This is a genomic window from Quyinboa mangrovi (assembly GCF_042219825.1).
Taxonomy (GTDB): domain Bacteria; phylum Bacteroidota; class Bacteroidia; order Bacteroidales; family UBA5342; genus JBHJHP01.
This window is the reverse complement of the sequence record NZ_JBHJHQ010000002.1, coordinates 370424-385880: the sequence shown is the minus strand read 5'-3', so window position 1 is coordinate 385880 and position 15457 is coordinate 370424. Positions and strand designations below refer to the sequence as shown.

12 protein-coding genes and 1 pseudogene are annotated in these 15457 nt (G+C 38.3%); 11 read left to right on the top strand and 2 right to left on the bottom strand.

All coding sequences use genetic code 11. The annotated features are described in order from the left end of the window. The first annotated feature begins 117 nt into the window (after positions 1 to 117). The 9 genes from ACE1ET_RS04895 (at position 118) to ACE1ET_RS04855 (ending at position 9931) form a co-directional block, all read left to right on the top strand. Positions 118 to 1764 carry a S41 family peptidase gene (locus ACE1ET_RS04895; protein WP_375727244.1) on the top strand — a complete coding sequence of 549 codons (1647 nt, stop codon included), beginning with the start codon at positions 118 to 120 and terminating at the stop codon, positions 1762 to 1764. Between the two features lie 277 nt (positions 1765 to 2041). Then, positions 2042 to 2794: a hypothetical protein gene (locus ACE1ET_RS04890; protein ID WP_375727243.1), complete on the top strand. Its 753-nt coding sequence runs from the start codon at positions 2042 to 2044 to the stop codon at positions 2792 to 2794. Between the two features lie 116 nt (positions 2795 to 2910). Then, on the top strand, positions 2911 to 3102 hold the full coding sequence (locus tag ACE1ET_RS04885; protein ID WP_375727242.1) for a hypothetical protein: 192 nt from the start codon (positions 2911 to 2913) through the stop codon (positions 3100 to 3102). 56 nt (positions 3103 to 3158) lie between these two features. Next, positions 3159 to 3782 carry a hypothetical protein gene (locus ACE1ET_RS04880; RefSeq protein ID WP_375727241.1) on the top strand — a complete coding sequence of 208 codons (624 nt, stop codon included), beginning with the start codon at positions 3159 to 3161 and terminating at the stop codon, positions 3780 to 3782. A 31-nt stretch (positions 3783 to 3813) separates the two neighbouring features. Then, positions 3814 to 4233 carry a peptidase associated/transthyretin-like domain-containing protein gene (locus ACE1ET_RS04875; RefSeq protein WP_375727240.1) on the top strand — a complete coding sequence of 140 codons (420 nt, stop codon included), beginning with the start codon at positions 3814 to 3816 and terminating at the stop codon, positions 4231 to 4233. 66 nt (positions 4234 to 4299) lie between these two features. Beyond that, a complete protein-coding gene (locus ACE1ET_RS04870; RefSeq protein ID WP_375727239.1) occupies positions 4300 to 5163 on the top strand; it encodes a hypothetical protein in 864 nt (287 codons plus the stop codon). Between the two features lie 200 nt (positions 5164 to 5363). Next, positions 5364 to 5777: a Fur family transcriptional regulator gene (locus ACE1ET_RS04865; RefSeq protein WP_375727238.1), complete on the top strand. Its 414-nt coding sequence runs from the start codon at positions 5364 to 5366 to the stop codon at positions 5775 to 5777. Between the two features lie 75 nt (positions 5778 to 5852). Further along, positions 5853 to 8060 (top strand): catalase/peroxidase HPI, encoded by a 2208-nt coding sequence (gene katG, locus ACE1ET_RS04860; RefSeq protein WP_375727237.1) that lies wholly within the window; start codon positions 5853 to 5855, stop codon positions 8058 to 8060. 158 nt (positions 8061 to 8218) lie between these two features. Then, complete coding sequence (locus tag ACE1ET_RS04855; RefSeq protein WP_375727236.1) at positions 8219 to 9931, top strand: T9SS type A sorting domain-containing protein; 1713 nt, start codon at positions 8219 to 8221, stop codon at positions 9929 to 9931. A gap of 390 nt (positions 9932 to 10321) precedes the next feature. On the opposite strand, the gene ACE1ET_RS04850 is transcribed toward ACE1ET_RS04855, so the two are convergent. Further along, positions 10322 to 12748, bottom strand: a complete 2427-nt coding sequence (locus ACE1ET_RS04850; protein ID WP_375727235.1) for a glycoside hydrolase family 2 TIM barrel-domain containing protein — start codon at positions 12746 to 12748, stop codon at positions 10322 to 10324. Positions 12749 to 12969: 221 nt separating this feature from the next. On the opposite strand from ACE1ET_RS04850, the gene ACE1ET_RS04845 reads away from it, so the two are divergent. Beyond that, complete coding sequence (locus ACE1ET_RS04845) at positions 12970 to 13140, top strand: hypothetical protein (protein WP_375727234.1); 171 nt, start codon at positions 12970 to 12972, stop codon at positions 13138 to 13140. A gap of 12 nt (positions 13141 to 13152) precedes the next feature. Further along, positions 13153 to 13752, top strand: a pseudogene (locus ACE1ET_RS04840) (TPM domain-containing protein); the annotation flags it as partial. Between the two features lie 72 nt (positions 13753 to 13824). Here the strand turns inward: ACE1ET_RS04840 and ACE1ET_RS04835 are convergent. After that, positions 13825 to 15441, bottom strand: coding sequence for a hypothetical protein (locus tag ACE1ET_RS04835; RefSeq protein WP_375727233.1), 1617 nt, complete (start codon positions 15439 to 15441; stop codon positions 13825 to 13827). Positions 15442 to 15457: the final 16 nt, after the last annotated feature.

Below are 15457 nucleotides of genomic sequence, written 5' to 3'. Positions count from 1 at the left end.
TTAAAAAATGTCCCTTCATACTAGCTGCAAAAATATATTCTGGTTATATACACAGATAATTTTGCACAACAGAAAAAAATAAATGCTCTTTTAGGCAATATTCAAAATAAACGGGTCATGAAAAGCCTCACTATAATTTCAATATTTTTTGTTGCAACAACTATATCCAGGGGACAGGTTGGTGTTACATTTCAACTGGATCTTGACAGCCTGATAAAACTGGAATTATTTTCTTCTGAATCAAATGACAAAGTGTTTGTCGCCGGGTCATTTAATAACTGGGAGGGTACTAACTATGAGTTGAAGAAATTACCCGAATCAAACATATATTCCGGCATATTTAAATTAGGAAACGTTGGAGATACAATATCATACAAATTTGTGATTAAAAAGGGAGACTATTCTTTCTGGGAATGGAAACCTGATCCTAAAAATCAAGATAATGGAAACAGAAAATATAAATTAAAAACAGAAGAAAATGTAATTCCCGTTACCTGTTTCAGCCATAATGAGTATTTCAGCTATCCGGTTATATTCAGTAAAAAGAAATTACAGGAAGATTATCTGCAGTTTCGAAACATTCTTGAAACTACACATCCTGCATTATATGATTATACAGAAAAAGCCGTGCTCGACTCCATATTCGACAAAAACTTCATAAGGATTGATTCTGATCTGAATTTCAGAAGTTTTCTGATTCAAATGACTGAAGTAATATCAAAAGTTGGTTGTGGCCATTCAAGCTTATGGATTCCTGATGATTACTGGAAGGTTGCACCGGAAAAACTTTTTCCTTTAGAACTCTGTATTTCAAGCAATAAGGTATTTGTAAAGGGTAGTTATGATACAGTACAGCAAATTTCTGTCGGAAGTGAAATTGTAAGTATCAACGGAACCACGATGCCTGTTTTGGTAAACAAACTCACGTCGCTCACTTCTGCAGACGGATTTAACCCATCCTATCGTTTATCCAAAGTAAGTGGAAATTTCTCCGTCAAATATGCTCTTTATTATGGTTATCCTGATTCTTTCGCTATAGAATACATTCCTCCTGAAAGTCAACGTAAAATGCAGGCTAATCTTAAACCTGTTGCCAAAAAAGATATTGATAACGCAAAACAAAGTGTCTCAAAACTGAATTTTGAGGAATTGGAAGCCAGCCAAACCGGCATACTCACAATTAATTCTTTTGGATACTATGGGCAGGTAGATATGTTTAAAAAGTTCATTGACAGCGTTTTCCTGGTTATCAATCAAAATGACATTAAAAATCTTGTTCTTGATGTACGTGGTAATAGTGGTGGAGATCCCTTTTGTGCTTCATATTTATGGGCTTATCTCGAACCAGAGCCCTTACCCTATTTTGAAGACCATTACGGAAAATATGACACACTTGCCAATCCTGTTCCTAAACCAGTTAATCACTACAAAGGGAGATTGTTTACTCTAATTGATGGGAACGGATTTTCAACAACTGGACATTTTTGCGGGTTATTGAAATATCACCGGGTTGGAAAGTTTATAGGTTCAGAAATGGGTTCAACCTATACCTGCACGGGAAACGCAACTTATCCTCCGCTGAAAAATACCGGCATTATGGTAGGAACAGCTCGTGTTAGAAGATATACAGCTGCCGTAAAAAACATGAATCCCCGAAGAGGAATTATGCCCGACTACCCGATAGAACAATCTCAGGATGACATAATAGAAAACAGGGATGCTATCATGAACTTTACCCTTAACTTAATTAAAACAACAAAATGAAACTGAAGTTAATGAAAGTGTTGTCTATGGAATTGATCATTAAAAGTGGAAAACAGCATTGATCTGTAACAATAATACAATATCAGCTACCCACTATTTTTCAGGCTCTATAACATATTTTCCGGATTGCCATTCATCCCTGATTTCACTACTTTTATTCTAATAAACCGAAACGACTTAGAAATGATTAAAATGACCTGAATTCCGGTTTATAATATGATTGGTACTTTACACGGAATACAGGTTGTAACATTATTTAGTTGTAATCGAACTAAACATGAAAGGTAAATTATTCTGCATTGTTAGTATATTGTTATTATCATCTTGCGCACTTTATACTCCGCAAGTAGCCCCGCCCATTTTAATTGAAGAAAAAGGTGAAACAGAATTAGATTTTGGTGCCAGTATTTCCAGCTTTCTAATCACTCCTGGCGCAGACGTAAGTGTTGCTTATGGTTTTACTGATAAAATACATGCACAAGCTTATGCCAGTTATATATCCAGCGGAACTATACATCTGCAGTTGCTTACAGGCTACAGATTTAATATAAATGAAAGAGCAAACATTAGACTGCTTGGTGGATATTTTTATGGTAATGGGAATGTGAAATATCAGGAAGGATTTAATGAACCAATGAATTATAAAGGTTTTTACCAATCAATACTAGGTAAATTTCAATATACAAATACGTTTAAAAATCATAATAAAATTTGGGGACTTTCTTTTACCATTGGAAATTTCACACCGTATTACAAGGTATATTATGTTGAGTCTTCAAACGATATGGATAAAGTAATAGACCAAAAAGGAATTTTATTTGAACCATATCTTTTTTACCATTATAAAATTTCAGATAAGTTGGGGATAACCTTCTCATACTCTAACACATGGATAAAACCAATAAATCAATTAAATAATGATTATCCTAATCACTATGAATTAGACTATAATAAGTATGGAAATTTTGGAATAACGTTAAAATATACCTTGAAAACAGGTAATAAAAAACGTTTAAACAAAACCCAGTAAAAGGTAACAAATTCATGCATGTAATTGAATAAATGCAGTAAATTATAACACAAAAGATGAATGAACGATCAGATTATTTACGGAAGCGAAGTTTGGTAACTTGATTACAAGAGGAATTGGAAACGCATGAAATAGCTTTGTTCATCAAAAATGATTTTCATTCCTCTAAAACAGCAGGATATATAACATCTGCCATTGATCTTTATGTTGAAAGTGCAGATGTAGAAAAAGCAACTGCAATTGTAGATGACCTGATTAGGGATATGGAATTGAAGAAAAACATTAGTTATAATGTGCAATCCCATTGAATTTAAGTCTTCAGGATAGATAGACAATGATATTACATTAACTAACTTAAAATATAATGATGAAAAAACTCCTTTTCCTAGTATTTACATTATTGCTCTTCACTCAAAACATTTTTTCTGATTGTACCGCATGTTGGGAATTAAAGTATGTAACGATTACCACAAAACAAAATAAAGAAATAACCGGATTTATTAAATGGAACAGGGCGTGGTATGCCAATATATGGACTCAAGGTCTGAAACTACCAGATAAATTTCCTGACGATTATTACTATTACTTTTCTCAATGGGAAAACGGAGAATCGGAAGTATTGATTATTAAGGTTATCAACTCCATGCAATTAAATAAAAAGGAGAAGATATATTATGCGTTAAATTCTGATACAATCATGATTAATTATGCTGAAATAAAAGAGATCAAAAAAATACATCATGAACCTGATAACATACATGGAGCAGGAGAATTAACCATAATAAATCAGGAATTTAAAGACATATTAAAATCCAAGCCATGTAATTATAAAATGATTGATGATGGTGGATGTGAATTCTATTTTCTGAATTATAATCTTAAAATTGAAAAGGAAAAATTTGACTCTATGGTTAATTGGTCAAATATTAATAAAAAAACTACCCTTGAAAATGATTCAATATTCATTATAAAAAGCTGTTATGATTAAATTCATGCATTATTAACTAAATACAATACCAATGAAATACATAATTATTATTTTAAACCTGATCTGCTTCACCGTATTCAGTCAAACGGATTCCGGAAAAGCAGACACTTGTCAGTATGAAATTCTTAGCGAAGCAGCTTCTAAAAACACGGTTGAATTTGTTGTTTATGAAAATGGTGAGCCATTAGTCGGGGTTAATATTGTATTGTTAAACCGGGAATCAGACACACTTAAAGGCACAATTAGCCATGTAAACGGAGAAGCAAAGCTGGTCATTGATAATGGAATGAATATTAAAGACAAAACCGTGAGAATATCTTTTATCGGCAGTCAGTCCTGTAGTATTGATCTTTCCGAAATAATCGGGAAAAAAGTCAGTGTTAAACTAAAACCTGAAAAAAAGGATAAAGATGACGGCGTTAAGATTATCCCGGTTAAAAAAGGTAAATAGCAGTAGTATACTCTGATCTTTATTAAAAAGAAGAGTCAATAAATTAATTCACCTGTGAAGTATTATATGAAACTAAGCAAAATTCCAATATTACTTATAACATTCGTTTTCACCTTAAATAGTTGTGGTTTTTATAATGTTACAAGAACATATGACTTACCACAAAATTCAGTTGAAGATGCTTCTGAGCCTAAAATTGTTCATAATAAAAACTTATTCGGTCTGGATGCTAAATATTTGGGAAGTCTTAAACTAGAATACAATGGAGCTCCCGGAAATATTACAAAAGATAACGTTTTTATCAAATTAAAAAGTGAAGCCAAACACATCCATGGTGATTTAATAAATATTGTTTACTATGAAAAGATGATAGATTCAGACATCTGTTACAGATGCATAGCTGACATATATAAACTACATGAAAATCAGTACTCGGATGTTGTTCTGTCATCAGATTCAAGAGATATTCTAAGCTATGAGAACAGACCTTTGTTAAATTGGAATGACTTTAAAATATTCCTGCCTGAGGATTCATCAATCCCATATAAAATCTCTGTCAATATCTTTATGAACTCAGAAGTGAACGCCTGGCTTGGAACTTTAAAGAATTTTAGAACAAATGCCACTATTTTTTTTGATGCTTCCAGCGTTAAAAGTTCCTATATGAGTGACTATAATTTAAAACATATTCAGTTAATCTTTGATTTGGCACAAGTCTATGCACAGAGGCTTGAATCTTATGTAAATAATGAAATAAAAAGGACAAGTAGCCGATCCAAAATTCAGAAGATTTTAGATGAGTATTACGATAAACTAAAAGAAGAGATTAATACATACAGTACAGAAACGGATTATGGACAAAACATTGAGATTCAACAAAGCTGGTGCAAAAAAATTGAAGCTTATAAAAATAAAGAAGTTATTGACTAACTTCAACTTGTATCAATAGAATTCCTCAGTGTTTACATTTATGCTTAGCATACACATATTACTCGGTATTTATTCAATTGACATACATATACCCTGTTAATTTCATAAGATTTCTTAAAACTACCAGATTCCTGAACCCAATTAAGCTTAAATATGTTTACTATTAAACGAGAATATTTTTCTTTTAATAGTAATTTTTGATGAAAGCAGAAGAACTCAGAAATAAACTCACAGAAAAAGGTCTGAAAGTCACCCCGCAGCGGATGGTTATTCTGGAAGCTATCTATGCGTTAAATCACCCCACAGCAGAAAATATAAGTGATGTTATCCGCAGGAACCATCCGAATATTTCAACTGCTACTGTATACAAGGTACTGGATGCATTTGTATCCTGCGGACTGATTCAACGGGTTCAAACCGAAAGGGATCACATGCGCTATGACGCACTCATGGAAAACCATCATCATCTTTACTGTCCCGAAACGGACAGGATTGAGGATTACAATGATGAAGAACTTAACGAACTGCTGGCCGGATACTTTAAAAAGAAAAATATACCGAATTTTAAAATTGAAGATCTGAAGCTTCAGATCATTGGCAAATTCGATGCATAGCTCCATAACCTCATCTTTACCCGCCATAGCAAATTCATAATTTAACACGGTTATAAACCACAAAATTGATGCAAAATGGAACACAACTCAGATGATTTAAGCAAATGCCCTGTTCACGGGGGAACACAAAAACAGAATGTGGGTGCCAGCGGAACAAAAAACCGTGATTGGTGGCCTAACCAGTTAAAAATAAATGTACTCAGACAACACTCTTCGCTTTCTAACCCGATGGGTGAAGACTTTGATTATACCAAAGAATTTAATAGTCTCGATCTTAAGGCTGTTAAAAAAGATCTGGAAAAGATAATGACAGATTCTCAGGACTGGTGGCCTGCGGATTTTGGGCATTACGGTCCTTTCTTTATCCGTATGGCCTGGCACAGTGCAGGAACTTACCGTACCGGTGATGGCCGTGGTGGTGCCGGCGCGGGACAACAACGTTTTGCACCGCTTAACAGCTGGCCGGATAATGTAAATCTGGATAAGGCCCGCCGTCTGATCTGGCCTGTCAAGCAAAAATACGGACGTAAAATATCATGGGCAGACCTGATGATTCTGGCCGGTAATGTGGCCCTGGAATCCATGGGATTTAAAACCTTTGGATTTGCAGGCGGTCGCGAAGATGTTTGGGAACCAGAGGAAGATGTGTATTGGGGAACAGAAACTGAATGGCTGGATGATAAACCGCGTTATTCGGGCGACCGCGATCTGGATGATCCGTTGGCAGCCGTACAGATGGGATTGATTTATGTGAATCCTGAAGGCCCGGGAGGTAAACCTGATCCGGTAGCCGCAGCTCACGATATTCGCGAAACATTTGCCCGTATGGCCATGAACGATGAAGAGACAGTGGCACTTATTGCAGGTGGTCACTCGTTTGGGAAGACCCATGGTGCAGGCGATGCTGCCCTCGTGGGACCTGAACCCGAAGCGGCCGGAATTGAAGAGCAGGGATTGGGTTGGAAAAGTTCATTTGGTTCAGGTAAAGCCGGTGATACCATTGGTAGCGGACTGGAAGTTACATGGACACAAACCCCTGCCAAATGGAGTAACTACTTTTTTGAAAACCTGTTTAAATACGAGTGGGAACTGACCAAAAGTCCGGCGGGTGCCTATCAGTGGGAAGCAAAGAATGCAGAAGATGTTATTCCACATGCGCATGATACATCACAAAAGATTAAGCCTACCATGCTGACGACCGACCTCTCGCTACGGTTCGACCCGGAATACGAAAAAATATCCCGAAGATTTTACGAACATCCGGATGAATTCGCAGATGCATTTGCAAGAGCCTGGTTTAAATTGACCCACCGGGATATGGGACCAAAATCGCGTTACCTGGGGCCGGAAGTACCTGCAGAAGATTTGCTGTGGCAGGATCCGATTCCAACTGCAGATCACCCGTTAATTGATAAAAATGATGTGGAAAACCTTAAAAAACAGGTATTAGACTCGGGGCTTTCCGTATCACAACTTGTGAGCACAGCCTGGGCTTCGGCATCCACTTTTAGAGGATCAGATAAGCGTGGAGGAGCTAACGGAGCACGCATTCGCCTTGAGCCACATAAAAACTGGGAAGTCAATAATCCGCAGGAACTTGCCAAAGTTCTGGATGTTCTGGAAAACATTCAGAGGGATTTTAACAATGCACAGAGCGGCGCTAAAAAAGTATCGCTCGCAGACCTTATCATTCTTGGCGGATGTGCAGGTGTTGAAAAAGCAGCAAAAGATGCTGGCATTGGAACTACCGTTCCGTTTACACCAGGCAGAATGGATGCTTCGCAGGAACAAACCGATGTGGATAATTTCGCGGTACTGGAACCCGTGGCTGACGGATTTCGTAATTACCTGAAACAGAAATTCTCTATTGCCACGGAAGAATTACTGATTGACAAAGCACAACTGCTCACCCTTACCGCACCGGAAATGACCGTTTTGATAGGTGGCATGCGGGCATTAGGAGCCAATTTTGATGGTTCTGATCTGGGTATTTTTACAGATCGCCCGGGTGTTTTAACCAACGATTTCTTTATCAACCTTCTTGATATGGGAACGGAATGGAAACCGGCAGATGAATCACATGAAGTCTTTGAAGGACACGACCGTAATACAGGACGGTTAATATGGAAAGGCAGCCGGGTTGATCTCATTTTTGGTTCAAATTCTGAACTCAGAGCATTAGCGGAAGTTTACGGTAGTTCAGATGCGAAAGAAAAATTTATGACGGATTTTGTGAATGCCTGGGATAAAGTAATGAATCTTGATCGTTTTGATCTGAAATAATATGCGAAAACAAAGCAATAAGGCAAAAGGTGGTTTGATTTCAGACCACCTTTTCTATTTAAATATCAATGCTTATCCCGAATTTTAAAGTACAATACAATTGATAACTTAAAGGATTATAGTAATATTGTGTACTTAATACTAATATTGATATTGTGATGAAAACCGTAAAAAGAAACCCTGCTCACGTTCATGTGGCGGTATCCTTCAGATTATTAGCATTTTATATGCTTATCTCATTCTTTTCAATCAGTGCCATGGCAGCAACAGGAACCTGGAACAGTATTGTTACAGGTGGGCCAATAAATTACCTAACTACAAATTCAGAAAACCAGGCCGTGGATCTTGAGGGTAAAAAAATGACCGTTGTATACCTTGAAAATCTTGGATTTGATAAAATCGGACAAAACACCAACGCAGAAGATGTGGCCTGGCTGCTCTCGCAGGGCTACCAGGTGATTGAGCTGGATTATGCGAACAGTGAAGATGCCGTATCTCCTAAAATAAATAATGATATTATAGCCATTAACGACGAAATCAATTCCGGATCATTCTGTGGTCTGACTGATTGTTCCACTACCCGATCGTATATTCTTTTTGAAGGTTACCGCATTGCGCGCGATGTATCTTATTTTAAAAATGATCCGAAGGTGTATAACTGGCCTTCATCAAACGGACCACTCGATTCACTGTATATGGATATTGTATATCCTGCCAATGCAGCAGAGAAAGTACCCGTGGTACTGTCATTCTCTTACAGCAACAGTTACTATGAAAAAAGCACAAACAACAAACGACATTTCAGACTTTTCCTGGGATATACACTGGCCATGTTCGATGACTCATTTCTTGAAGGTGCACCAGCTAAAGGTATCGCCTGGGCCATTGCAGACCATCCTAAATACTGCGATTGGGGCAAGGGTAAACCAATAGAAGGTGATGATAAGGATTATGGAGGGTATGAAGTAAATCCGGATGCAGCACAAAAAGTAAAATCAGCCGTGCGTACCCTACGTGTTGCAGGTGATACACTTGGATTATCCGGTAAGATAGGGATCTATGGCTTCTCCCGCGGATCGGATGCCGGGTCAATGGCCATCGGTGATAAAACTGTGGAGGAATTTGAAAATGCAGGCAACCACATTGGTGTTTCGGATGATGTTCAGGCGGCAGCACTGGGATCAGGAGTCTTTGATTTCACACAGATATTCAATACACTTGACGATGGTGATGGAAACCTTGAGTCCAAATGTCCAAAGGTGTGGGGACCACTGGATAGCAACCGGGCCTTGTGGGAATCCATGGGATCTGCAAACCTTGTGCAAACATCAGCCACAGCACCAGTCATGTTCTTCTATAATACCGGTGATGCCCATTATTACCAGGATCAGATTCAACATTTAAAGGAAAAACTGGAATCACTGGATGTACCAGTCTCTACGATAACAGACTATGGTAATGGTCTTGGTGATCTGACAAACAATACCCATGGTGTGCCAAAGGATACCGCATCACTGGCTAAACTTTATGCATTTTTTAACGAATACCTGGCAACTGCAAGCGATACAACCAACACAGCTATTCAGGCTCCGTCCATAAACACAACTAATTTATTAGTCACAGTATCACCCAATCCGGCGAGTAATGAATTGCGTTTAATGGTTGATCTTGTAACTATGGGAAATCTGAAAATAGAAGTCTGTAATTTATCAGGAATGGTCCTCTATAAAACAGAAAAATATTATAATCGAACTGGCAGGATCAATGAAACAATAAACCTGAATAGTATTGATCTCCCACAGGGAATCTATATGCTTAAAGTTTTTTCTGAGGATCAGCAAAGCATCAGCAAGTTTGTGAAAAAAGGGTAATACTGATGTATTATCCTTCTGTAGTGCAAGTGTATCGTCAGGTTTTTCAATTTGATGAATTTAAACCAATGGTTTAAATTCATCCCTTAGGGATTTCTATCTTTCTATATGTATGCTGTTTTACAATAATTACAACCCGTCAGGTTTAACTGAAGTTACATGACCTTATCATACTCAATACTGTGATAATTTATCAATCCAGAAAAATGGCAGTATAATAATCTGACAATGGATTACAGAATATTTTAGAGATGATTGGATTATAAATAATAAACTAAAATCCCGAAGGGATTAAATTATGATCCTCAGACAACTAAAACATAAAAATCAGGCTCCCTTATGATTGGAAACCTGATTTTCAGCTGTAATATCTTGTGTTCTGAGCCCTCTTTATTCAGCTTTTATTTGCACCGTAGCTCCTTTCAACCATGGGGCCGAAAAATCTACACTGATCTCTCCTGCCTCGCCGTTTGCCTGAATGTATGCTGTGAGTTTTCCCATAAATACGCGCTGACTGCGGTCGGTATAACTGGTCATATCCGAAGGATTTCCGGCCTCGAGTCCCAGCAATTTGGCTGGTCCATGAATCCGGCAACTTACCTCATCATCAGATAAGCTAACGGGAACGCCGTTTTCATCCACCACCTGAATGGTAACAATTGATAAGCCCTTGTCTTTATCCACAATTTTCTCTTCAGTAGTTGCTTTCAGGGCAAAAGGCCTTTCAGAAGTCTGAATGACATCTGTACATATTTCCTTTCCATCTTTATCCAGTCCTACCACCTCTAGTTTACCTGGTTTAAACGGAATATCCCATGCAATCACTCCGGTCTCATCATCATATGGTTTTATCTCGCCGACCTCCTCACCGTTCAGCATCAGTCTGGCTTTAGCTGCATTGGTATAGCAGACCACCCTGATATTCTGGCCTTCATTATAATTCCATATCTGCCAGGCATCAATAGATTTATAATCCCTGTTCCTCCAGTTGGGATACGTTCCCACATAAGCAAAAGGCTTATCACTCCAAAGTGCTTCCCTGAAATAACCACGTGGTTTAATGACGTTGGCCAGGCTGATTAAACCGGAGTTGAAACCACGCGACGGCCAGCGGCCTGCTTCTCCAAGGTAATCCACACCAGTCCAAAGAAACTGACCAAAAATATAATCGTTGTCCCGTACGGCCTTCCATGCCGCCATATCGTGCCGGTTTTCGCTGCCGTAAATTATACGGTCCGGGTATGTCTTGTGATCTTCGGCGTAGCGATTTTCAGTGTAGTTATAACCGGCCACATCCAGTGCGCCGGGATAGGCAGTCTGGTTCGACATAACCACACCGGCCAGTGCAGCAGTAGCCGGACGTGAAGTATCGTATTCTTTCACCACTTTTACAAGACGTTTGGCAATATCGCCTAACCTGTTTGCATCAGGGCTCTCAGGCTTGTAGCCGCCATACATTGGCTGACTGATGGCTGAACCATCCAGCACCGGATGCGAATACGGATCGTTGGGATAATCCACTTCGTTGCCAATGCTCCACATCATGATGGACGGATGATTCCTGTCGCGGCGTACCATATCACCAAGATCACGGCTGCTCCACTCTTCGAAAAAGTCGTATGATCCTTCAAATCCGGGTGTTCCAACATTCCAGCCTTCCAGCCACTTCCGTTTCGGAAATTCCCATTCATCGAAGGCTTCATCCATAACCAGCAAGCCAAGTTCATCACATAATGCATATAAATCGGGTGCCTGTGGATTATGGCTGGTACGAATAGCATTACATCCGATTTCCTTCAGTTCTTTCAGTCGTTTTTCCCAAACCAGTTTTGGCACTGCAGCCCCTAATACGCCACCGTCGTGATGCAGGCAAACACCTTTAACCTTCATCCATTTTCCGTTGAGCGCGAATCCCTTATCCGGATCAAATGTAAAGGATCGAATGCCGGTTTTTGTTTCGGTCTGATCCAAAACTTTATTCCCGCGTTTCACAGTGGTTTTAAGTGTATAAAGGGTCGGAGAATCCAGACTCCAAAGCTCGGGATTCTTTACATTTAATGATGTCAATGTTTTATTTGACTCATTCTGTGACACAGAAAGTTTCGAAACAGATTGAGCTACCTTTTTTCCGTCTTCAGTATATAATTCGTTTACTATATCGAGCTTTACAGCTTTATCTGAACTATTTGTCACCGAAGTTTCTACTTTTAACGTTGCCTTCTTAGCTGAAGATGATTCCGGGTAAACAAACACACCCCATTCAGAAATATGAACCGGATTGGCATATACCAGCCATACATTCCTGTAAATTCCCGATCCGGTGTACCACCGGGAATCTGCCTGCCGGCTGTGATCCACGCGTACAGCCACCTCATTTGGTTCACCGTATTTAATGTAAGGCGTGGCATCGTACATAAACGAGATATAGCCGTTGGGCCGTTCGCCTAATAGGTGTCCGTTTAGATAGACCTTGCTGCGGTTGTACACACCTTCGAAGTAGAGGTAGACTTTTTCCCCTGATTTATCCTTTGGAATATTAAGCGATTTACGGTACCAACCTATTCCACCCGGCAAATATCCTGTACAGCTGTACAACGATGGATTAAGCGTACCTTCAACCGACCAGTCATGAGGAAGATCAAGTGTGCGCCATCTGTTGTCATCAAAATCGGGTTGTGCTGCATTTTCCGGATCAGCCAGAATAAATTTCCAGTTGTCGTTTATTTTTTGGGGAGTTCCAAAAGAAACCTGAGCATTGGTTGTCATGATTGTCATCAAAGTGACAATAAGCGTTAGTGTTGTCTTAAAGGTTTTCATGATATGTGATGTTATAAAGTACTTAACTGATATCAAAAAGGGGTTATATTACCATTAACAAATATACCAATCAAGGTTACTATGATCAAGTAAAAATTCAGCAATAAGTGGTAAATAATTGAGCACGAAGCAACAGTTTCGCAGATATGTAGTATAAATTCCAAACTCACTATGAATCTTATGCCTTATTTTATACATTTGAATGACTAAAAACTAATAAAATGAAAAAATACCTGTTCTTATGTATCGTTTTAATTTTGCCTGTGATTCTTATTGGACAGGAAAATGAAAGTAAATATACCTCACGGGCTGTTGTTCAGGATTACGGATCATTTTTGAGCACAACTGAAAGAGATTCGCTCACAAATGATATTTATAACGTTTATCAGTAAACCACCGTCACAGTTTTAATTTATACGGTAAAATCTTTGGAAGGTAAAAACATAAAGGATTATGGTCTTGAAGTTTTTCAAAAATATGGTGTTGGGACCAGAGGTGTAAATAACGGAATTGTAATTTTATTGTCGAAACAGGATAGAGAGATACAAATATTCACCGGATTTGGTTTGGAATGGGTGCTTCCTGATACACTTTGCCAGAATATTGTGAATCATATGCTCTCCTTTTTCAGAAAAGCATCCTTTTACCAGGGATTATCACTGGGCCTGAAAGAGATAAATCAAATTGTTTCTGATTATGACTGGAAACCTTATAATATGAAACTTAAGAACCTTTCGGCGAAAGAAAACGGTAAAATTATAGCATTCACTTATAGTAATGTTTCAGACGATAAAACCAACAAATACGGAATGGATTTTGATCCTCAGTTTTCAGATGATTACAAAATATCGCTCTTCAAAAAAGACAAAGACTTTAACCTTTTCTACACAAAAAACATGAATGACTTTATCTCAAAAATTCTTTACCGGTCCGAAATAACAATTTATGCCCGCCTGATTGATTTTGACAGTGGTAAAATGGAATTGACCGGGATTAAAGAATAGGCAATGTAACCATTTATCCTGTTTACAATTTCCCCTCTTTGCAATTATGATAACCTGAATGCCTCTGAGAAATCACCACATAATCGGTTGATAACTCATTTCGGTCAACCGAACTTTTTCAGCACCATTAAAAATACTAAAATGACCTGAGAATTCTGCATGACCATGATCTTTGAATACCACAGACAAAGCATATGTTTGAGGTGTTGTTGAACCTGCAACCAGTGTAACTTCATTCTCTGACCACTCGACGGTATAATTCAACAGATCTTCAGCACTGATTTCAATTTTGGACGTATCAATATTTCTGAAACGGATTAAACTCTGTGTTTCATAATTCTTTTTCATCTCAAACTCAAAACAGTATTTCGTCCCCGGTTGAAATTTAAGGGTATCAGCATCCATCGCCCAGATATTCTCGCCATATATCCCAGCTTCCGGAATTTTATAAAAAGCCTTATAATTCCGTTGTACAACAACCAGTTCTTTGGTATCAGTCAGGATTAGGTCATCTGTGCCTTCGTAATATTCTATGGTACAATAGGAAACGCCAAAGTCGTCCGCTACCCATGACTCAAAATTTACTTCGGTATTCATGAAGTCAACGTCTGGCAACGATTCAAAAATACGATTTCCGTAAGTGCCGCTCATGATGCAATTTGTAGGATTATTTAAACCGATATGAGGTGTAAAACTTTTTCCCTTAACAACAATCCTGCAGGATATTTCAGGATCCAGATTTGCGGCTAAGGCATAGTTATCGCCATAATAAACGGTATCCACATCTTTTGCGAGTATATTTTTTCCGTAATAGGTTGAATCAGGAAAAGAAACAAGGCTATTGACTTTATATGCTGAATTCTCAATGAAACCGTCCACATAACTTTCAAAACCTGGAACAGAAGCCTCCATATTTTCTTTATTGCATTTGGTTTCAAGATTTTGACGAATCTCATCTTTTCTGATGAGTGTAGCCTGAGTCAACAGGATATTTCCAATGGAATCGTCATCCAGTTTACCATTGTCATAAAGGTCAGCTTTTAAATCCGCAATTAGTTTTGAGAGATCTGAGGTCGAATTACCAATCTGCATAATGGCTGAAATAGCCAGCAAGCGGGCATTAGTTTCACCTTCTTTTGTAATATCCAAATGCTCTGATGTAATGGTATCACTGGTTTCACCCATTTCATAGACTGCTAAAATTTCATTCTGAGCCTGTCGTTTAGCGTTCATGAAAGTGTCACCCTCAGCCACCAGCTTCATAACGCGGTCTTTTTCAAGATGTGACAGCAGATTTATATTCAATGTGGATTGGTCTGTTATGTTGGCAATCGCACTTAAAGTTAACTGTGCTTCTGAATTTTCTCCCGTACATTCATTGAAATAAAATCCGTTTGCCTCCACAATAACATACGGTGAAACGAGCGATATATTGGATATCTCAAATTCACCACGATTATTGGTAATCTCACTTTTAAACATACGACCGGTCTGCCCAAGTTCATTGTTGAGTTCAATAACAGAAACTGTGGTTCCGTTGTTATAAGGTCCCTTCTGAACCTGCCCTGTCAGTTTTTCTATTTTAATAGTCTTTTCGCTATCATTCTCATCCGTTATATCCGGATCAACACCGTAATCGCATGACACTGCCAGCATCAAAAAAGAAAGAAAGTAAATAATCTTTTTCATGGTATTTCATTTTAGA

Excerpts from the sequence above, each read along its gene's own strand:
- ACE1ET_RS04895 (WP_375727244.1), top strand. The coding sequence starts at position 118 with ATGAAAAGCCTCACTATAATTTCAATATTTTTTGTTGCAACAACTATA.
- ACE1ET_RS04890 (WP_375727243.1), top strand. The coding sequence starts at position 2,042 with ATGAAAGGTAAATTATTCTGCATTGTTAGTATATTGTTATTATCATCT.
- ACE1ET_RS04880 (WP_375727241.1), top strand. The coding sequence starts at position 3,159 with ATGATGAAAAAACTCCTTTTCCTAGTATTTACATTATTGCTCTTCACT.
- ACE1ET_RS04875 (WP_375727240.1), top strand. The coding sequence starts at position 3,814 with ATGAAATACATAATTATTATTTTAAACCTGATCTGCTTCACCGTATTC.
- ACE1ET_RS04870 (WP_375727239.1), top strand. The coding sequence starts at position 4,300 with ATGAAACTAAGCAAAATTCCAATATTACTTATAACATTCGTTTTCACC.
- ACE1ET_RS04865 (WP_375727238.1), top strand. The coding sequence starts at position 5,364 with ATGAAAGCAGAAGAACTCAGAAATAAACTCACAGAAAAAGGTCTGAAA.
- katG (WP_375727237.1), top strand. The coding sequence starts at position 5,853 with ATGGAACACAACTCAGATGATTTAAGCAAATGCCCTGTTCACGGGGGA.
- ACE1ET_RS04855 (WP_375727236.1), top strand. The coding sequence starts at position 8,219 with ATGAAAACCGTAAAAAGAAACCCTGCTCACGTTCATGTGGCGGTATCC.
- ACE1ET_RS04850 (WP_375727235.1), bottom strand. The coding sequence starts at position 12,748 with ATGAAAACCTTTAAGACAACACTAACGCTTATTGTCACTTTGATGACA.
- ACE1ET_RS04845 (WP_375727234.1), top strand. The coding sequence starts at position 12,970 with ATGAAAAAATACCTGTTCTTATGTATCGTTTTAATTTTGCCTGTGATT.
- ACE1ET_RS04835 (WP_375727233.1), bottom strand. The coding sequence starts at position 15,441 with ATGAAAAAGATTATTTACTTTCTTTCTTTTTTGATGCTGGCAGTGTCA.